The organism is uncultured Wocania sp., from assembly GCF_964021735.1.
Lineage (GTDB): Bacteria > Bacteroidota > Bacteroidia > Flavobacteriales > Flavobacteriaceae > Wocania_A.
On the sequence record NZ_CAXIBN010000011.1, the window covers coordinates 14,123 to 33,599 of the forward strand.

The following is a 19,477-nucleotide window of genomic DNA, read 5'->3' on the forward strand; positions in this document are numbered from 1 at the left end:
TCGCATATAAAACATCTTGCTTAGTCTCAAGATTTTAATTATGCTTATTTCATAGATTTTAAAACAGGATGCAAAATTAAGTTATTATTATGGATTTTAAAAATATAATTTCTCTGCTAAAATAAATGTTGAATTACAGTAACTGTAAGGTTTAAGTAATATTTAACATTACTTAAATGCTTTTAGAAATACAGCAACTTTTTCTTTTAACTGCTTTGATGCTGGAACTAAGGGTAGCCTTACGGTGTCTTGACATAAATTTAAAGCCTCAAAAACTGCTTTTATTCCTGCTGGATTATTCTCTTCAAAAATATGATTAATGATGTCCATTAATTTGAAATGAATAGCATAAGCGTCTTTAGCTTCACCTTTTAACCCTAAACGAATCATCTCAGAAAACGCTTTAGGAAATGCTTGACCAATAACCGAAATCACTCCTGATCCACCTGCTAAGACAACACCTAGAGCTAAATCGTCATCACCAGAAATCACCAAAAAGTCTTCTGGTTTATTTTTTAATAATTGTAAATATTGCGAAATATTATTTCCTGCTTCTTTAACGGCTATAATATTTTTAAAATCTTTAGCTAATCTTAAAGTAGTTTCTGGTTCCATGTTTTTTGAAGTACGTCCAGGAACGTTGTATAAAATAATATCTGTTGGACATGCCTCTGAAATAGCTTTAAAATGCTGATAAACACCTTCTTGAGTTGGCTTACTGTAATACGGGGATACTGATAAAATAGCATCTATATCATGCAAGTCTGTTTCTTTTATTTCTTCAATAACTGATGCTGTATTATTACCACCAATACCCAAAACCATTGGTAAACGACCATTATTAGCTTTAGAAATAGTTTTAATTACTGCTTGCTTTTCCTCCTTAGTAATAGTTACGCTTTCGCCAGTTGTACCACAAATTACTAGGTAATCTGTACCATTTTCAATATTGAAATTAACAATATTTGTTAAGGCCTCGTGGTCTATACTTAAGTCTGATTTAAAAGGTGTAACCAATGCCACTCCAGTACCTAGAAACTTACTGCTCATTTTTTAATTTTATTTAATATGGTTAAGTATTTATGCACTTCGGCTTTAAATACATCAAATTCTTTTAAACTTGTTTTTATTATTAAATCGTTTAATCGGGCATCGGTTTGCAAAATGCCAATTTTAAACTGTGCTTTAGATTTTGCTGTAAGCAACTTTAATTCTAAAACATCATTAATGTAATAACTAATTAAAGCATCAAAATTTGTGTTTAAAAACGATTGCAGTTCAACATTTTTAATAGTGCCTTTCCAACCAAAATCCTTGGGATTAAAACAATCATCCCAAGTACTTAGATTCTCTTTTTTGTTAGCAGAATACGCAATAATTTTTAGTCTATTAGGACGCACATTTATATTATTTGCCAAGATTCTAAACAACTCAAAATCATCAACTTCATCAATATTTAAGATAACTCCTAAACTTTCAATCTTACTATCAGCAACACTTACCTTGCGCTGCGACAACAATTTATTTAGGTGCTTTTTATTAGATTTTTCTTTAAAACCTTTTAAAATCATTTATCTTTATACTTTATCGCAAAGGTAGCAAAAGTACATTCAAAAAATTCGTTTAATATATGAGGTTTACACATTTTATTTTTTTGTTATATATTTTTATTTTTTTTGGGTGCAAGCAAGAAAAATTGCATCTAATTAAAGTTGAAGGCAAGCAAATACAGATTACAGATAGCCTATCAACTAACGCTGAAATTGAATCGTATATCAAGCCTTTTAGGGATAACATTCAAAAAGATTTAGATAGTGTGTTGGCCTATTCCGTAAATACATATTCTAAAACTGATGGCGTTTTAAACACTGCCCTTGGTAATTTTATGGCAGATGCTGTTTACAGTGAATCTAACCCTATTTTTAATAGCAGAACAGGTAAAAATATTGATATGGTTTTACTAAATCACGGAGGTATTCGATCCGTTTTATCAAAAGGGCATGTAACTAAAAGAACTGCTTTTCAATTAATGCCTTTTGAAAACAGTATTGTTGTATTAGCTATGAAAGGTACTCAGGTTAATAGTATTGTTGAATATTTAAAAACTAAAAAAAGGCCACATCCAATTTCTAAATTAAAACTTGTTCTTGATAAAGATTATAATGTATTTGAAGCTCTAATTAATGGAGAAAAGATAGACAAAAATAAAACGTACTATGTAGCTACTAATGACTATTTATACAATGGCGGGGATAATATGACTTTTTTTAAAACAAACGATAGTCTATATGTTTTAAACTATAAAATAAGGAATGCTTTAATAGATAAATTCAAAAAGTTAGACACAATAAACCCTGTGATTGACGATAGATTTATTCAAATAAAATAAATTCAATTAACCCATGAAACGTAGAGATTTTATACAACAAGCTACTGCAGGAACTGCATTAGTATCACTTGGTAGTTTTGGGCTGCAGTCTTTTAGTTCTTCTATAAAAACATCAAAAATCACGATTTTACACACCAACGATGTGCATAGTCATATTGATGCTTTTGGACCCGAAGGTGGCAGAAATGCCAACAAAGGAGGTGTAGCCAGAAGAGCAGGTTTAATTGAATCTATTAGAAAAGAAAATCCTAATACTTTATTATTAGATGCTGGTGATATTTTTCAAGGCACACCATACTTTAACTACTATGGCGGCGAGCTTGAATTTAAATTAATGAGTAAGCTAAAATACGATGCAGCAACTATTGGCAACCATGATTTTGATAACGGTATCGATGGCCTTTATGCACAATTACCACATGCCAAGTTTGAATTTATATCAGCTAATTACGATTTTTCAAATACTATAATGGACACGCATGTAAAACCTTATAAAACATTCAAAAAAGGACATATTAAAATTGGTGTTTTTGGCTTAGGAATTGAGCTTAACGGGTTAGTAGACCCATCTATGTTTAAAGAAACTAAATATTTAGATCCTATTGAAATTTCACAAGATATGACTAGGATTCTTAAAGAAGAAGAACAATGCGATTTAATAATTTGTTTGTCGCATTTAGGGTATAATTACAGAAACAGTGAAACAAAAATTGGCGATTTAAAACTTGCGAATGCAACAAAAAACATCGACTTAATTATAGGCGGACACACCCATACCTTTTTAAGAAAACCAACCATTGTAAAAAACTTAGAAAACAAGAATGTGCTAGTAAATCAAGTTGGATGTTACGGTATTAATCTTGGTAAAATTGATTTTTATTTTGATATTAACAAAAACAAAGCTGCCAATGGCACATCTATAATTGTTTAAGCAAAAATATTATCCGAATTATAACTATTTTGAGCTTTATCTTGTATAACTATACTTTTGTTTTTTTCCATAACATAACTTAAAATCAAATAAATACCAATAGCATAAATCACTCTTTCAAGCATTACAAAACTCCAATCATATACATAATATAAGCTTACATAGTTTAGAATTGTAGAAAAAACCAAACACAACGCTACCATTAAAAAAAGGATTGAAGGTTTTGTATCGTTTGCCAAATACTTTCCAAAGGCTAAAAATATTAATAATATTAAAGAAATATTTTTTACACCAAATAAAAATACTTCTAAACTATCTGGTACAATAGCTTTTAAAATACCATAAAAAGTGTATAAAAAGTAAGTATTTATTAAAAAAACTACAATTAAATAAGTGCCAACAACTTTATCTATTTCAAAAAACTTAAACTTAGAAATTGCAATACTAATTAAACACATATAGCTCAAAAAATAAAAAATACTTGAGGCTTTAATGAAAATTTCATTTTCATTAAACGCTAACGAAACATCACCCAAAAATGAAAATATAAAAAACAAAATAAAAGGAAGACTTAATACTTTATTCTTCATAAAAAATAAGATTAACAAAGCAGGTATAAACAATGCTTTTGTAGTTTGTGAAAACAACACATCTTCACTATAAGTGCCTATGATATTAATAGATACTAAAAGTAATAATACGCTAAAAAAAACCTTATCAAAACTAAGTAGGATTGAATCTTTCATGATATTTTTATAAGTAGGTTGAAAACAAATATAAAAATTAAAATTAATTACAGCGATAAAAACATACTTTTTATCGATTATTTTGTTAGTATATAGTGTTTTACCGATAAAAAAAATGCGTATATGAAAAATGTTCGCATTTAAAATATCTTATTTTTTAATCACAAAACCGAAACCTATACAAAATATGAAAAAGTATATTCCATTAGCATTAAGAATTATTGTAGCAATTATTTTGATACAAACCCTTCGTTTTAAATTCACAGCAAATCCTATTAGTGTGTACATTTTTAAAACTGTTGGATTAGAACCTTTGGGTAGAATTGCCATAGGAATTTTAGAACTTATTGCTGGTATTTTAATTCTTATTCCAAAAACAGTCTGGATTGGCGCAATTTTAACTATTGGAATTATTGGAGGTGCTATAATGATGCATTTAACAAAGCTTGGGATTGAAGTAAATAATGATGGAGGCATTTTGTTTTTTACAGCAATTATTACTTTTATACTAGCATCTATAATTCTTTATCTGTACCAAAAAGACATTCCTATAGTTAACAAGAAATCATAATTATTACTTTATACTCCCTTAAACATCTACTTTATCTTCAAGTTTAGATTGTGGGTACAAGAAGTAAAATGCTAAAAGAAACAAATAGTACGTTTCATAGGCAATTTCATCTTTTATAAATAATATTAATTGGGAATAGAGTAACATATTAAAAACAGACTAAAAAATAGTGTTTTCTTCTCAACAGAAATAAAGTAAAGCAACGCTACAAGATGTATAATTAACACACTTATTTGTATTGCAATAGAATCGTTTCCAAAAAAATCAAAACCGATAAATAAGCTATATTAAACTTATAAAACCAATTAATACTTTTGAAAAGATTATAAAGAATAATTATAAAAATTACCGTACAAACTTAGTGGAATATCTTATTCAAATAAATACTCAATAAAATATTTTAGATTGAAGTTTATAATTACCCTAATTAAATTACCCTAATTGATAACTAATTAACATCTGTAGATATTTCAATTTCTTCTACTTTTAAATTCTCCAGCTTAGACTGTTGATAGAAAAAATAAAATGCTAAAAGAAATAAAGAAACTGAAATAAAATTTAGTGCATTTTGGTGAGCAACATATAAATAAGCAACATTTATTACCTCACTGAAAACAATACATAAAGCTCCAAAAAAGTAGAATAAAGATTTTTTGTTACCTCTATAAAAATAGTTTAAAAGTGATACTGATAATAATAAAAGCATAGTAATATTATATGTGATTTCTATAATATATTCATTTGTTAATTCCAAATAAGGATTTATGGCTTCTTGTAAAATATAAGCTATATAGATGTTTAAACCAGTTAACACTAAAACATGTATTTTGTAATTTTTTAAAATATGAAAACCACAAACAGACTTACATATTTCAAATAAAAGAAAAGCATAAGACAACATACTTAAAATATTTCCGATGTAATAAAAGTACAAATATGGTATAAAATCTATAACAAAAAAAAGTAACTCGGACATAGCATAAAATATCAAAAACAAACTAAAAAATACAGTTTTTGGTTTTACAGAAACAAAATAAAGCAAACCAATTAAAGGAAATGTAATTGAACTAAAACTTGATGCCATAACCTCATCCCCGCTAAATTGAAAAATAACAAAGAGAATGTAAGCAAATACAATTAAACTAATCAAGACTTTCGACTTGTACATAACAACAATTTACAGTTAGAGTACAAATATATAATTTTTTTACAATTAAGCGATAAAAATTACATTTAATCGATAAAATAATTAAATTAAATTAATTTTTGTAAGAATTCATACTCATTTATAATAGTAACATTTAACTGTTCTGCTTTTTGTTTTTTACTAGGCCCCATATTAGTGCCTGCCACTATATAACTTGTTTTTGAAGAAATAGAACTACTAATTTTACCTCCATTTTCTTCGATTAGTTTTTTTAAATCATTTCTACTTATTGATTCAAAAACACCAGTAATTACAATAGATTGTCCTTTTAAAATATTAGTTTGACCGATAAGTTTATCGGCAGATATTTCTAACTGAACTCCAAATTGCTTTAATCTATTTAGAATCAAAACATTTTTCTCATCTTTAAAAAATGCCATAACACTTTGTGCAATTTTAACACCTATTTCATCTACATTTACTAAATCTTCTTCTGAAGCAATTGCCATAGCATCAATGCTTTTATAATGCTTTGCCAATTTTTTAGCTACAGTTTCACCAACAAACCGAATACCCAAAGCAAATAAAACACGCTCAAAAGGAATTAGTTTTGAAGCTTCAATACCTGCTACTAAGTTTTCAGCACTTTTTTCTGCCATACGTTCTAAGGGCATCACTTGTTCTTTTGTTAACTCATATAAATCTGAATAATTATCAATCAAACCTTCATTAACTAAAAGCGCAACAGTTTCGCCACCTAAACCTTCAATATCCATGGCTTTTCTAGAAATATAATGTTGAATGCGTCCAATAATTTGGGGTTTACACCCGTTGTAATTTGGGCAAAAATGTTTTGCTTCACCTTCTAATCGTTCTAATAACGTGCTACATTCTGGACAATGCTTAATATATTGTGTTGGTACAGAATCCGGTTTTCGTTTAGTAAAATCTACAGCAATAATTTTCGGGATAATCTCTCCACCTTTTTCAACAAACACCTCATCACCTACTCTAATATCCAGTTTTTCTATTTGATCTGCATTATGTAAAGACGCACGTTTTACGGTTGTGCCAGCCAATTCTACAGGCTCTAAATTAGCAACAGGCGTTATAGCACCGGTTCTACCAACTTGATAGGTGATACTATTTAATTGGGTTGAAACTTGTTCTGCCTTAAACTTATACGCCATGGCCCAACGCGGTGCTTTTGCCGTATAGCCCAGCTCTTCTTGTTGTTGTAAATCATTTACTTTAACAACAACACCATCGGTTTCGTAAGGCAAATCGTGGCGATGTACATTCCAATAATTTATAAACTCCAAAACCTCTTCAATAGAATTTGTAAGTTTTGCAGCATCTGGCACTTTAAACCCCCATTGTCTTGCCTTTTCCAAACTTTCAAACTGTGTTTTAATTCCTAAATTAGAACCCGTTAAATTATATAATAAGCATTCTAATGGTCGTTTAGCTACTTCTGCGCTATCTTGTAATTTTAAACTCCCCGATGCTGTATTTCTTGGGTTTCTGTATGGCTCTTCTCCTAATTCAATACGTTCTAGGTTCATTTTATTGAACCCATCAAAAGGTAAAACGATTTCACCTCGAATATCGAATTTTGATGGATAATCACCTTTTAGTTGAAGTGGAACGGATTTTATGGTTTTTACGTTTGCCGTAACGTTATCGCCTTGAAATCCATCGCCTCGGGTTACAGCTTTAACTAATAGTCCATTTTCATAAGTTAAACTTATGGATGCACCATCGTATTTTAGCTCGCAGGTATATTGAATATCGCCATCTACTAACTTTTTAATTCGCATTTCCCAATCTTGCAAATCTTCTTTTGAGTACGAGTTATCTAACGAATACATCCGATGCTCGTGTGCAATAGTTTCAAAATTTTTAGTTACTTCTCCTCCAACTCGTTGTGTTGGGGAATTGGCATCAAAAAACTCTGGATATTTCGCTTCGAGTTCTTTAAGTTCTTTTAGTTTTATATCGAAATCGTAATCTGAAATTGTTGGATTATCAAGTACGTAATAATTGTAATTATGCTCTCGTAATTCATTTCTTAGATTTTGTATGTGTTGCTTTATATTCATGTTTTTTGTCACTAATTCACTAATATTTTTTCAACTCCTTACTGAAACTGAAAACTAAATTTTACTCCCTATTATCATCCTATCTTTCTTAAAGATGTCCTGTTTTAATTCTATGTTTTTAAACTGTTTTTGTTTTAATAACTGAATCATATTTTTACCAAGATATTCATTAATTTCAAAAAATAGCATGCCATTAGCATTCAAGTTATTTATTGCAAAATCTGAAATCGCGTTATAAAATAATAATGGATCATTGTCCTTTACAAACAATGCTAAATGCGGTTCGTTGTTTAAGACGTTACTTTTCATTTGTATTTTTTCTTGCTCACGAACATACGGTGGATTGGAAACGATAACATCAAACTTGTGAGATACTGAAACAAGTTCAGCATGACAACACGTTAATACATCAGCCTCAATACATTCAATTTTTACATTATTTAATACTGCATTTTGCTTTGCAATTTGTAATGCTTTTTTACTAACATCCAAAGCATAAACTTTAGCGTTTGGTAAGTTTTTTGCCAAAGCAATAGCAATGCAACCGCTGCCTGTGCCAATATCTAAAATGTTTAATGATTTCTCGACTGCGCTTGAATTGACAGTGTTAATAATCCAATCTACCAGTTCTTCGGTTTCTGGGCGTGGTATTAAAACATCTTTATTTACTTTAAAAGACAAACCGTAAAATTCGGTTTCGCCTAAAATATACTGAATGGGATGCTCTAGTTTTAAAGCTTCTAAAGCATTCAAAATAGCCGCTTTATTTTCAATTTCAAAATTAGGTTCTATGGCTAATTTTAATCTTGAAATTTCATAAAACGAATCAATCAACATAAAAAAGAAACTATCTACTTCTTCTTTTCCATAAATAGCATCTAATGATTCATGAAACGTTTTTTGTATATCTTTTAATTTCAAATTAACCTTTTGTTTTACTATATACTACTATTGTAAACTAAATATTAAAAATCAAATATCTTTTATCATCCAAACACCACAAGAATAGTGCCCTGTGTTTCCTAAAGCACCTTTTAAATGTTTAAATCCATTGGTTTCGTAAATATGAATTGCCGCTTTAAGTTGCGATGCCGATTCTAAATAGCATTGTTTATAACCCATTTTTTTTGCCGCTTGCATACACTTTTCGAACATCAATTTACCATAGCCTTTTCCTCGTACTTTTGGCGAAAAATACATTTTTTGAATCTCACAAACATCAGCTTCAAAATCCCTTAAAGGCTTAATGCCTCCGCCTCCCAATATGGTACCATTATCGTCAATAACATAATAAACATCGTTATCATTTTGATATGACTCATACATCCTTGGTGTTTCATTATCTGTATATGCTGTACCTTCTAACGGAATTTTAAATTCATGGAAACAGGCTCTAATAATAGCCTCTATTTGCGCGTTATCTTCTGGCTTAATTTCTCGAATAACTATAGTATCTTTACTCACTTTAAAACTGTAATTTTATGCATGTGAAGATACTTAAATATAAAAATAACAGAATAAAGCCTTTGATTATTTTATCAACAATATTATCTGTTTTTTTAAGCTGTTCGATTAAAGAAAAGCCTCTATTTTTAAATGTTGAAAATATTAAAGTTATAGAATCGACTTCAAAATATATCACATTTACTGCAGATGCCTTATTTTTAAACCCAAATGATATTGGTGGTGAATTAAAAACAGATGAAATAAAAGTATTTGTGAATGATAATGAAATGGCAACCGTTTCAACCGAAAGTTTTAAAGTTCCTGCTAAAAAAGAATTCTCTATTCCCTTAAAAGCCAATATTCCTACCGATAGTATTTTTAGCAATAAAAACCTTGGCGGATTAATAGGTAGCTTGTTTAGTAAAAAACTTAAAGTGCAATATAAAGGTGATTTAATATATAAGGTTTTAGGATTTTCATACACTTATAATATTGACAAAACCGAAAATGTAAAGATTAAATTATAGCATTGAAAAATCACGAGACATATATAAAACGTTGCTTAGAAATTGCTAAAAATGGATTAGGAACAACCAGACCAAACCCTATGGTAGGTGCTGTAATTGCACATAACAATGTTATTATTGGCGAAGGTTACACAAGTAAACATGGCGGAAACCATGCCGAAGTTAACGCTATAAATTCTGTTGCTAATAAATCATTATTAAAAGAAGCGACACTTTATGTGACTTTAGAACCGTGTTCGCATTTTGGAAAAACACCACCGTGTAGCGACCTTATTATTAAACACCAAATACCAAACGTGGTTATTGGTTGTGTTGATGATAATGAAAAGGTAGCAGGTAAAGGCATCGAAAAACTTAAAAAAGCGGGTTGCAATGTTACCGTTAGTGTTTTGGAAAATGAATGTAAAAATCATCATAAACGTTTTTTTACGTTTCACAATAAAAAACGCCCGTATATTATTTTAAAATGGGCAGAAAGTACTGATGGTTTTATAGCACCTAAAACTAAAAGCAAACAAAAACCAGTTTGGATTACTAATACCTTTTCTAGGCAACTAGTACACAAATGGCGCGCCGAAGAACAGGCTATTTTAGTGGGAACAAATACCGTTACTCAAGATAATCCGAGTTTAACAACAAGAGATTGGACTGGACAAAATCCAATAAGAGCTATTATTGACAAAGAAAATAAGCTATCAAAAGATTATGCGGTTTTTAATAATGAAGCAGAAACGATTCTTATTAGCAAAAGTACTATTGATTTTTCAAAAAACGTAGCTAAGCAAATTTGCGATGTATTGTTTCAAAAAAGTATAAACTCAATAATTATTGAAGGCGGCACCAAAACACTGCAAACCTTTATAGACGAAAATATTTGGGATGAAGCACGCGTATTTATTGGAACTGTTCAATTTAAAAATGGGGTTAAACCACCTAGCTTCTCAGGTAAATTAATTTCAGAAGAAGCTATAATTAACGACACACTTAAAACATATATAAATGGTTAAAACCATAATCTTTGATTTTGGCAACGTATTCATTAATTTAGATATAGAAGGTGCTTTATTACACGCCCTTAAAACATTTAATATAGAATCACTTTCTAATGAAATGACAGCTTTTAATAATTTATATGAACAAGGATTAATTTCAACCGATGAATTTCTTGAGTTTTACACTGAAAATTTCCCGAAGCTTTCAAAAGAAGATTTAATTGAAGTTTGGAATTTTATGTTAAAGGATTTTCCAAAGCATCGTTTAGAATTCCTTCAAAATCTAAAAAAAGAAAACAAATACAAACTCATTCTTTTAAGTAACACAAACGCGCTTCATATAAAATGGATTAAAGAAAATATTCCTTTTTACGAAGATTTTAAAAATTGTTTTAATGCCTTTTATTTATCACACGAAATTCATCTTGTAAAACCGAATAATAATATTTTTGAATTTGTTTTAAACGAAAACAACTTAAAAGCCAAAGCGTGTTTGTTTATTGATGATAATAAAGACAATATAAATACTGCTGAATCTTTAGGCTTTAAAACATGGCATATTAATCCAAATACTGAAGATGTAGTAAATCTTTTCAATACTAAAAACCATTTATTTGACTGAAAAAGATACTTATAAAACTATTAAAACATCCACTGAAGCTATTTTATTTAAAGATAAAAACAGTAAGTTTTTTGGTTATGCCTACCCCATTACTACAGAGGATGATGTAAAACTTTATATAAATAAATTAAAAAAAGAACACCATGCTGCAAGACATTGGTGCTATGCTTACCAAATTGGAACAGAAAATATAAGCTATCGGGCAAACGATGATGGCGAACCCAATAATTCGGCAGGTATGCCCATTTACGGGCAAATACAATCCTTTAATGTTACCAATATTTTAATTGTAGTGGTGCGCTATTTTGGTGGTGTAAAATTGGGCGTTGGCGGTTTAATTAATGCTTACAAAACCACCGCACAATTAACTTTGGAAGCTTCTAAAATTTTAGAAAAAACAATTAATATAGATTACCTTATTACATTCGATTATAAAAACATGAATACCGTAATGCGTATTATTAAAGAGAAAAACCTAAATATTACCAATCAAAAGTTAGAAATGGATTGCCAAATCACAATATCGGTAAGAAAAAAAGAAGCTAACCAAATTTTTGAAATTTTCGATCGCTTATTCGAAATTGTCGTAAAACAACTTTAAATCACAGCTTAATTGCCTCCAAGATATACTCTGGAGCTCTAATGGGTCTATTCGTTTTCATGTCAATAAAAACTAAAGTCGTTTCAGCAGTAGTCAAAATTTCTCCTTTTTCATCAGTAATCTCATACTCAAATTCAATCTTAGCTGTAGGCGCTTTTTTTAGTTGAGTTTTTACATTAATTACATCATCATAACAGGCTGATTTTTTATAGTTTATACTTAAAGAAACTACTGGTAGCATAATACCATTTTCTTCCATAGTCTTATATGAAATTCCTTGTTTGCGTAACCACTCAATACGCCCCATTTCAAGATATAATGCATAATTACCATGATATACCACTCCCATTTGGTCTGTTTCACCATATCTCACTCTTATTTGTATTTCGTCGAATTTCATAAGGATTATTAAATATTTTTTTGTAGTTTCGGCTAGAGCTTAAACATGGGGAAAAATTTCTGAAAATTCAATAGTAATTCATTTTTTTTTTAAGAATTTTGTTCACATATTTGCCAAACCAAGAGGGAAATGAAAATATCAATTTTTCATTTAACAGCTAACTAACAAAAACTACAAAATTTAAAATGAGTATAACTGCGCAATCGGTATGGAATAATTGTCTTGAATTCATAAAGGATAACATCCAACCGCAAGCTTACAAAACTTGGTTTGAACCAATAAAAGCAGTTAAACTTACTGATAATGCTTTAAGCATTCAAGTACCTAGTAAATTCTTTTACGAATGGCTTGAAGAGCATTATGTAAAAATTTTAAAAGTATCGTTAACAAAAGAATTAGGTGAAAAAGCTAAACTTGTTTACATTATTAAAATGGAAAACACGTATGGTAACAAACAGCCTTTTACTGAAAAAATACCAAGTGCCAACAGAAGCTCGGTTAAAGCTCAAGATGTTGATATTCCTTTAAACAATAAGAGTCCAGAATTACGCAACCCGTTTGTAATTCCTGGAATTAGAAATGTAAAGATAGAATCTCAACTTAATCCTAATTATAGTTTTGAAAACTTTTTAGAAGGTGATTCTAATCGTTTAGCAAGAAGCGCAGGATTAGCAGTTGCTGCAAAACCAGGTGGTACTTCATTTAATCCTTTACTTATTTTTGGTGGTGTTGGGTTAGGTAAAACACATTTAGCACATGCTATTGGTGTTGATATTAAAGACAAATATCCAGAAAAAACAGTTTTATATATTTCTGCTGAAAAGTTTACGCAACAATATATAGACTCTGTAAAGAAAAACAATAGAAATGATTTTATTCATTTTTATCAAATTATAGATGTTTTAATTATTGACGATGTCCAATTCTTGTCTGGAAAGTCTGGAACTCAGGATGTATTCTTCCATATATTTAATCATTTACATCAAAACGGAAAGCAAGTCATATTAACGAGTGATAAAGCACCTGTTGACATGCAAGATATTGAACAACGCTTATTATCTCGTTTTAAATGGGGGCTTTCTGCTGAATTACAAAATCCAGATTTTGAAACTAGAGTTTCTATACTAAAAAACAAACTCTATAGAGATGGTGTTGAAATGCCAGATGATATTATTGAGTATGTTGCAAAAAATATTAAAACAAACGTTAGAGAATTAGAAGGTGCCATTATTTCTTTAATTGCACAATCTTCTTTCAATAAAAAAGAAATTACTATTGAGCTTGCTAAACAAATTGTTGAAAAATTTGTTAAGAATACTAAGCGTGAAGTTTCAATTGACTATATACAGAAAATTGTGTCAGATTACTTCCAAATGGATGTCGACACACTTCAATCGAAAACCAGAAAACGCCATATTGTACAAGCAAGACAACTCGCTATGTTTTTTGCTAAAAAATTCACTAAAGCTTCTTTAGCTAGCATTGGTTCTCAAATAGGAAAACGCGATCATGCTACAGTATTACACGCTTGTAAAACAGTAGACAACTTATCTTCAACTGATAAACAATTCAGAAAATATGTTGAAGACATTACAAAAAAACTTTCGGTTTAATTTAAAAATTAACGCTTTCGCGGAACATTATATATGACTAAAATCCTCATGGTTTGTCTAGGCAATATTTGTCGTTCTCCTTTGGCTGAAGGCATTATGCGTTCTAAATTTCCTAATGATACATTTTTAGTAGATTCTGCGGGAACTGCAAATTATCATATTGGTAATGCGCCAGATTCACGCTCTATAGCTGTCGCAAAAAAGTATGGCTTAAATATTTCTGGTTTAAAAGGACGCCAATTTAGTGTATTAGATTTTGATGCTTTTGATTTGATTTATGTTATGGATGAATCTAACTTTAAAAATGTAATTGCTCTAGCTAGAGACGATAAAGATATTGCTAAAGTTAAGTTTATTTTAAATGAAGTTTATCCAAATCAAGACTACAATGTTCCAGATCCTTATTACGGTGGTGACGAAGGTTTTGAAAATGTATACAAAATGCTCGATGAAGCCTGTGATAGAATTGCAGAAAAATTAAATTAACTCCAGCTATAATATTTAGTATTTTTATACACTAATTATTTTCGAAAACAATTTATGAATTCTGCAATTGGCAATTTATACCTTATACCAACAACATTAGGAGACAATGCTCCTTTAGAGGTACTCCCTATATCTGTTAAAAAAGTAGTTGAAGAAGTTAATACCTACATTGTTGAAAACGAGAAAACAGCACGGCGATTTATAAAAAAGATTAGTTCTGGAAAATCACAAGCTACTTTAAAAATGTTTCATTTAAACAAGTTTACAGATTTAAGTGAGCTTCCTGAATTTTTAGAACCTTGTATTAATGGTGTAAATGTTGGTCTTTTATCTGAAGCGGGTTGCCCAGGTGTTGCAGATCCAGGAGCAGATATTGTAAAATTGGCACATCAAAAAAACATAAAAGTAATTCCTTTAGTTGGACCTTCATCTATTTTAATGGCTATGATGAGCTCAGGTATGAATGGCCAAAATTTTACTTTTAACGGTTATTTACCCATTGATAAAGATGAAAGAAAAAAGGAAATAAAACGCTTAGAACGTTTATCTTTTGAGCATAACCAGTCACAAATTTTTATTGAGACACCATATAGAAACAATAAGATGATTGAAGATTTAAGTAATTTATTAGAAAACAATACCGATGTATGTGTGGCTTGCGATATAACTTTACCTTCCGAATTTATTAAAACACAAACAGCAAATAAATGGAAAAAAAATATGGTCGACCTACATAAAAGACCAACCATATTCATTATTCATAAAAGCTAATAAAAACTATATCGCCTTAGCTTTTCTATTTGGCTTCACAAAAGAGGTATCATATCCAGAAAAACGTTTCATATAATACTGTATTGTTGTTCCATAACCATCAGCAAAATTATCTAGACCGTAGCTTCTTAAATATTTTTTAACACTACCTGGTCCAGCCAAATGCGCAGCGGCCAAAATACCAGATTCTGTTACCACGATACCATTAATGCGTTTTCCAACAAAATTCTTTATATCACGGCGTAAAATCCACTTGTTACGCGCTGCATTAGCTACAAATGCTTTTTCTTGAAGTACTGGATTTTTTAAAAAATTTGTGGGGTTATTAATTCCAATCATTTTTAATGTAGAAGCACCAAATTGATATTTACCTAAATACCCAAATGTGTTTACAGAAAAGTAATCGCCTCCAGACTCTTTAAAAGCTAAAGCTTCTTTAAAACCTACAAATGATTTTCCTAAATAAGGAGAAAACGATTTATTAGCATCTGTTGAAGCTAAAAGATCATCTTTGATATTAGTATCTAAACCTACGGTGTAGTCTAAAACTAAACCTTCAGTTGAATACTTTCCTAAATCAATCGTCTCATCAGATGAAAACGAACTATACAATAGAATACATATTGTAAGTGTTAGGGTTAAGTAACTTGCAATACTTTTTCTCATAATTTTTAAATTTCTTCAGTGTATTTTTATTTAATCTACACTTGAAAATTTGAGCGTGCAAAATTAGTCTTTTTTTTAATTAATTCAAAATTACTCGTTTATGTGTTATTTTTAGTAGTACAATAGATGAAACACACAGCTATTTTTATTGAATTCTATAGCTGGAAATGGCACCTTAATGACATTAAAAATATTAAAAACAGATTTCAAAAAACGTGAGTTTGTCCTAATTTTGTTCAAATTTACATCAAAACTTAAATAGAATTGACGTTGTCTATTTTTATTTGTTAACAAGCTATTGTCAACATCTTTAACACCTTGTAACATCCCATCAGCACTGTAACCTAAGGCTATATTTAGCCATTTAGGGATTTTAATATCTTTAAAAAAAGCATGCAAATTAGCACTTAGCCAATAGGTTTGTCCGTTATAATCCTTTAAAACTTGCTCTAAAAAATGTTCACCTAACTTATTTGGGGATTGCGAAGCGTATTTTGTTTGATGAAAAGAAAATTTTAAATTGATGCGTTGCTCGTTCCATAATAATTCTTGACCAACATATAAACTCGTACCAGCAGCATTTGAGGCAATGTCTCCCCAAGAAAAACCCCATTCTTGTGAAAATCCATCCAAAATTTCAACAGTTGTGAGGAATCCAAATCCTAAAGTTGCCCCATAAATTAATTGATCTTTTTTACTAACACCACTCCATTTTAAAACCTGAGCTCCAAACTTACCAACTTGGTACGATGTAAATACATGTCCCATTTTATCCATTTGTAACCATTCGTTGTTATCATTGATGGTATGAAACTTTGAGCGATCAAAATCAGAATACCATAATTGGTTTAACCCAACTAAGGTAGCACCAGCTAAAGAAGCTTCGGTAATAACTACAGCATTTCTTCTAGATTTATTTAGTGTATCACTTGGTGTTAAAAAAGAATCGAGTTTAGTTTGAGAGAAAGAAAATGATGATATTAAAACAAAAATAGATAGGTATTTGAACTGTTTAAAGACCACTATCTTCTTATACCTTTATTATTTATCCAACGAATATACTCTTGCTTATTTCGGTTATGCTGCGCTAGAGTTTTTGCGAATTTGTGATAGCCAAAATTTTCAACATTTACTACAAAATAATAGTAGCTATGCTTTTCATGGTTTAAAACCGCATCAATTGATGACACATCTGGCATTGTAATTAATCCTGGAGGTAAACCTGCATATTTGTATGTATTGTATGGTGAATCTATTTCTAAATCTTTATATAGCACACGTTTTATAACTTTCTCAAAGTCTCCTGTTTTTTTCTTTAACGCATAAATAACTGTTGGGTCTGCTTGCAAAGGCATTCTCTTTTTTAGTCTATTAATGTAAACTCCTGCAACACGTGGCCTTTCGTCTACTTTAGCTGTTTCTTTTTGCACAATAGATGCTAGAGCAATAACTTCATTTTCAGATAAACCAATTGCTTTTGCTTTTGCTTTTCTTGAATCATTCCAAAAGCGGTTATACTCTTTTAACATGCGACTGGTAAATTTTTCAGCCGAAGTATTCCAGAAAAATTCATAACTATTAGGTATATACATACCCAAAGCTGTTTCTTCTTTAAAATTGTTTTCATTTAAAAAAGTCTTATTTTTCATTGCATCTAAAAGCGAAATGCTGTCAGCTTCAATTTGCGAAGCTACACGACCAGCTAATTTCTCAAGTGTTTCTTGATTGTTAAAAGATACTTTAATAGGTATATTATTACTTCTAATTGAATTAACAATATCATTATTGCTCATATTCTTTTTAATAGCAAAACGACCTGCTTTTATATTATTTACATATTTTTTTTGTTCTGCTAAAGCATCAAACTTATCAATATCTTTAAGAAGTGGCACTAGCTGTTTGCGTACTTCTTTATAAGTATCGGTAGATTTAACAAAAATATAAGCCGTATCGTTATTAAACGCTGTATTTGGACTAAACATGGTATTATATACATAATATGCAAAATAAGCTGCGACTGCAAGCCCAATAAACACAATAGCTAAGAGTATTTTTTTTATATACATTTAATTATTTATAAGCTGAAATAAATATTCGTTTTTATACAAACCATTAACGTGGTTCCACTCTTTTTTTAATCCCACTTTTTCAAACCCTTGTGTTTTGAAAAGTTTAATACTAGTTTCGTTTTCTTCAGAAATGTTACAATATAATTGATGCAATCCTAAATGTGTGAAACTATATTTTATTAATAATTGTAAAGCCTCACTGCCGTAGCCTTTTTTTCTATCGGTTTCATCTTTAATTAAAATACCAACTCCTGCTCTACCGTTTTTAAAATCGAAATCGAACAAATCAATCAATCCTAAAGTTTCTTCGTTATAACTCGAAATAACCAAACGCAATTGTTTTACTTCAAAAATATCCTTTTGTGAATGTTCTAAATATTGTTTTATTAAAAATTTAGAATACGGTGTTTGGGTGTTACTAATTTCCCAAACTGATTCGTCATTTTCTATAGCATGAATAAACTCTAAATCTTCAGGTTCTAAAGCTCGTAAGTATATGTTTTTGCCTTTTAATGTTATCATATACTTCCTTGATAAACTAATTTTGCTGGTCCTATTAACCAAACATTATTATAAATACCATTTTCAATATTAAACGATACTTGCAAATTACCACCTTGCGTTTGCAAAGTAATCAGATTTTTTTCTGTTTCACCTATATAATGCATTGCTAATGCAACAGCTGTAACACCAGTGCCACATGACAAAGTTTCATTTTCTACACCTCGCTCGTAAGTTCTTACTTTAAAAGATGTATCAGATTGTTTCTTAACAAAATTTACATTACTTCCTGCTTCATTATAGGGCACTCCGTAACGTATTTTTGCTCCTTTCGTTTTAATATCAAAATTTTCTAAATTTTCTTCAAACTGCACATGATGTGGAGACCCTGTATTTAAAAAAACATGGCTTTTGTGGTTTTCAACAGCTTCAACATTCTGCATTTGTAATTTAACAATATCGCCCTCAATTGTAGCATGATGTAATCCGTCAATCGCCTCAAAAATCGCCTTATTACTAATTACACCTAACTGCTTTGCAAAAGCTACTAAGCAACGTCCGCCATTTCCACACATAGAGCTTTGGTTTCCGTCTGCATTATAATATACCATTTTAAAATCTACCTTATCGTGGTTTTCTAAAAGTATAAGTCCATCTGCTCCTATGCCAAAACGTCTGTCACATAAAAAAGCAATGTGTTTGGTATTATTTTTGTCGAATGTTTGTAGACGATTATCTATCATCACAAAATCGTTTCCTGTACCTTGATATTTATAAAAAATTTGCTGCATAATTATAACGCAAATATATAAATATTAAATCGGTTTTTTGATTGTTAAATAGCCGTTAAATAACACGTTAAAAATCGTTAAAATTGATTTACAAATTCAATAAATA

Annotated in this window: 23 protein-coding genes; 10 read left to right on the plus strand and 13 right to left on the minus strand. The window is 29.9% G+C overall.

Going from position 1 to position 19,477, the window contains the following annotated elements:
- Positions 1-168: 168 nt before the first annotated feature.
- The gene (dapA, locus tag AADI82_RS02045; RefSeq protein ID WP_341214806.1) at positions 169-1,050 is read right to left on the minus strand and encodes a 4-hydroxy-tetrahydrodipicolinate synthase; all 882 of its coding nucleotides are present in this window, start codon (positions 1,048-1,050) and stop codon (positions 169-171) included.
- A complete protein-coding gene (locus AADI82_RS02050) occupies positions 1,047-1,571 on the minus strand; it encodes a hypothetical protein (RefSeq protein WP_341214807.1) in 525 nt (174 codons plus the stop codon). The genes dapA and AADI82_RS02050 overlap by 4 nt, the downstream gene beginning before the upstream one ends.
- 125 nt (positions 1,572-1,696) lie before the next feature.
- Between AADI82_RS02050 and AADI82_RS02055 the strand changes: the two genes are divergently transcribed.
- Both AADI82_RS02055 and AADI82_RS02060 read left to right on the plus strand, forming a co-directional pair.
- Positions 1,697-2,389, plus strand: a complete 693-nt coding sequence (locus AADI82_RS02055) for a 5'-nucleotidase (protein WP_341214808.1) — start codon at positions 1,697-1,699, stop codon at positions 2,387-2,389.
- Between the two features lie 13 nt (positions 2,390-2,402).
- Positions 2,403-3,320 carry a metallophosphatase gene (locus tag AADI82_RS02060; protein WP_341214809.1) on the plus strand — a complete coding sequence of 306 codons (918 nt, stop codon included), beginning with the start codon at positions 2,403-2,405 and terminating at the stop codon, positions 3,318-3,320.
- On the opposite strand, the gene AADI82_RS02065 is transcribed toward AADI82_RS02060, so the two are convergent.
- Positions 3,317-4,066 carry a hypothetical protein gene (locus AADI82_RS02065; RefSeq protein WP_341214810.1) on the minus strand — a complete coding sequence of 250 codons (750 nt, stop codon included), beginning with the start codon at positions 4,064-4,066 and terminating at the stop codon, positions 3,317-3,319. The two genes, AADI82_RS02060 and AADI82_RS02065, sit on opposite strands and share 4 nt — an antisense overlap.
- A 187-nt stretch (positions 4,067-4,253) precedes the next feature.
- Between AADI82_RS02065 and AADI82_RS02070 the strand changes: the two genes are divergently transcribed.
- Positions 4,254-4,637, plus strand: coding sequence for a DoxX family protein (locus AADI82_RS02070; protein ID WP_341214811.1), 384 nt, complete (start codon positions 4,254-4,256; stop codon positions 4,635-4,637).
- A 448-nt stretch (positions 4,638-5,085) separates the two neighbouring features.
- On the opposite strand, the gene AADI82_RS02075 is transcribed toward AADI82_RS02070, so the two are convergent.
- The 4 genes from AADI82_RS02075 to AADI82_RS02090 all read right to left on the minus strand — a co-directional run bounded on the left by AADI82_RS02075 (position 5,086) and on the right by AADI82_RS02090 (position 9,350).
- A complete protein-coding gene (locus AADI82_RS02075) occupies positions 5,086-5,613 on the minus strand; it encodes a hypothetical protein (RefSeq protein ID WP_341214812.1) in 528 nt (175 codons plus the stop codon).
- A gap of 278 nt (positions 5,614-5,891) precedes the next feature.
- The gene (gene ligA / locus AADI82_RS02080; RefSeq protein ID WP_341214813.1) at positions 5,892-7,886 is read right to left on the minus strand and encodes an NAD-dependent DNA ligase LigA; all 1,995 of its coding nucleotides are present in this window, start codon (positions 7,884-7,886) and stop codon (positions 5,892-5,894) included.
- 54 nt (positions 7,887-7,940) lie between these two features.
- Positions 7,941-8,807 (minus strand): peptide chain release factor N(5)-glutamine methyltransferase, encoded by an 867-nt coding sequence (gene prmC, locus AADI82_RS02085; protein WP_341214814.1) that lies wholly within the window; start codon positions 8,805-8,807, stop codon positions 7,941-7,943.
- A 51-nt stretch (positions 8,808-8,858) separates the two neighbouring features.
- Positions 8,859-9,350 (minus strand): GNAT family N-acetyltransferase, encoded by a 492-nt coding sequence (locus AADI82_RS02090; protein WP_341214815.1) that lies wholly within the window; start codon positions 9,348-9,350, stop codon positions 8,859-8,861.
- Positions 9,351-9,373: 23 nt separating this feature from the next.
- On the opposite strand from AADI82_RS02090, the gene AADI82_RS02095 reads away from it, so the two are divergent.
- Genes AADI82_RS02095 through AADI82_RS02110 form a run of 4 tightly spaced genes read left to right on the plus strand, consistent with a single transcriptional unit; the run spans position 9,374 to position 12,074 of the window.
- Positions 9,374-9,859 (plus strand): LEA type 2 family protein, encoded by a 486-nt coding sequence (locus AADI82_RS02095; protein ID WP_341214816.1) that lies wholly within the window; start codon positions 9,374-9,376, stop codon positions 9,857-9,859.
- Between the two features lie 2 nt (positions 9,860-9,861).
- Positions 9,862-10,866, plus strand: a complete 1,005-nt coding sequence (gene ribD / locus AADI82_RS02100) for a bifunctional diaminohydroxyphosphoribosylaminopyrimidine deaminase/5-amino-6-(5-phosphoribosylamino)uracil reductase RibD (protein ID WP_341214817.1) — start codon at positions 9,862-9,864, stop codon at positions 10,864-10,866.
- Positions 10,859-11,473 carry an HAD family phosphatase gene (locus tag AADI82_RS02105; protein ID WP_341214818.1) on the plus strand — a complete coding sequence of 205 codons (615 nt, stop codon included), beginning with the start codon at positions 10,859-10,861 and terminating at the stop codon, positions 11,471-11,473. Before ribD ends, AADI82_RS02105 begins: the two co-directional genes overlap by 8 nt.
- Positions 11,466-12,074, plus strand: coding sequence for a YigZ family protein (locus tag AADI82_RS02110; protein WP_341214819.1), 609 nt, complete (start codon positions 11,466-11,468; stop codon positions 12,072-12,074). The genes AADI82_RS02105 and AADI82_RS02110 overlap by 8 nt, the downstream gene beginning before the upstream one ends.
- A gap of 1 nt (position 12,075) precedes the next feature.
- On the opposite strand, the gene AADI82_RS02115 is transcribed toward AADI82_RS02110, so the two are convergent.
- Positions 12,076-12,474: a thioesterase family protein gene (locus AADI82_RS02115; protein WP_341214820.1), complete on the minus strand. Its 399-nt coding sequence runs from the start codon at positions 12,472-12,474 to the stop codon at positions 12,076-12,078.
- A gap of 185 nt (positions 12,475-12,659) precedes the next feature.
- Between AADI82_RS02115 and dnaA the strand changes: the two genes are divergently transcribed.
- The 3 genes from dnaA to AADI82_RS02130 are packed head-to-tail and all read left to right on the plus strand — an operon-like array spanning position 12,660 to position 15,344.
- Entirely contained in the window at positions 12,660-14,087 is a 1,428-nt protein-coding gene (gene dnaA / locus AADI82_RS02120; RefSeq protein WP_341214821.1) for a chromosomal replication initiator protein DnaA, read from the plus strand.
- Positions 14,088-14,120: 33 nt separating this feature from the next.
- Positions 14,121-14,573 carry a low molecular weight protein-tyrosine-phosphatase gene (locus tag AADI82_RS02125; RefSeq protein ID WP_341214822.1) on the plus strand — a complete coding sequence of 151 codons (453 nt, stop codon included), beginning with the start codon at positions 14,121-14,123 and terminating at the stop codon, positions 14,571-14,573.
- A gap of 54 nt (positions 14,574-14,627) precedes the next feature.
- Positions 14,628-15,344 carry an SAM-dependent methyltransferase gene (locus tag AADI82_RS02130; protein ID WP_341214823.1) on the plus strand — a complete coding sequence of 239 codons (717 nt, stop codon included), beginning with the start codon at positions 14,628-14,630 and terminating at the stop codon, positions 15,342-15,344.
- A gap of 6 nt (positions 15,345-15,350) precedes the next feature.
- Here the strand turns inward: AADI82_RS02130 and AADI82_RS02135 are convergent, their stop codons facing one another.
- The 5 genes from AADI82_RS02135 to dapF form a co-directional block, all read right to left on the minus strand.
- The gene (locus tag AADI82_RS02135; protein WP_341214824.1) at positions 15,351-16,010 is read right to left on the minus strand and encodes a peptidoglycan-binding protein LysM; all 660 of its coding nucleotides are present in this window, start codon (positions 16,008-16,010) and stop codon (positions 15,351-15,353) included.
- A 111-nt stretch (positions 16,011-16,121) separates the two neighbouring features.
- Positions 16,122-17,033, minus strand: a complete 912-nt coding sequence (locus AADI82_RS02140; RefSeq protein WP_341214825.1) for a DUF2279 domain-containing protein — start codon at positions 17,031-17,033, stop codon at positions 16,122-16,124.
- Positions 17,033-18,076 (minus strand): endolytic transglycosylase MltG, encoded by a 1,044-nt coding sequence (mltG, locus tag AADI82_RS02145; protein ID WP_341214826.1) that lies wholly within the window; start codon positions 18,074-18,076, stop codon positions 17,033-17,035. The genes AADI82_RS02140 and mltG overlap by 1 nt, the downstream gene beginning before the upstream one ends.
- Positions 18,077-18,601, minus strand: coding sequence for a GNAT family protein (locus tag AADI82_RS02150; protein WP_341214827.1), 525 nt, complete (start codon positions 18,599-18,601; stop codon positions 18,077-18,079). It abuts the gene before it with no gap.
- Positions 18,598-19,371 (minus strand): diaminopimelate epimerase, encoded by a 774-nt coding sequence (dapF, locus tag AADI82_RS02155; RefSeq protein ID WP_341214828.1) that lies wholly within the window; start codon positions 19,369-19,371, stop codon positions 18,598-18,600. Before dapF ends, AADI82_RS02150 begins: the two co-directional genes overlap by 4 nt.
- Positions 19,372-19,477: the final 106 nt, after the last annotated feature.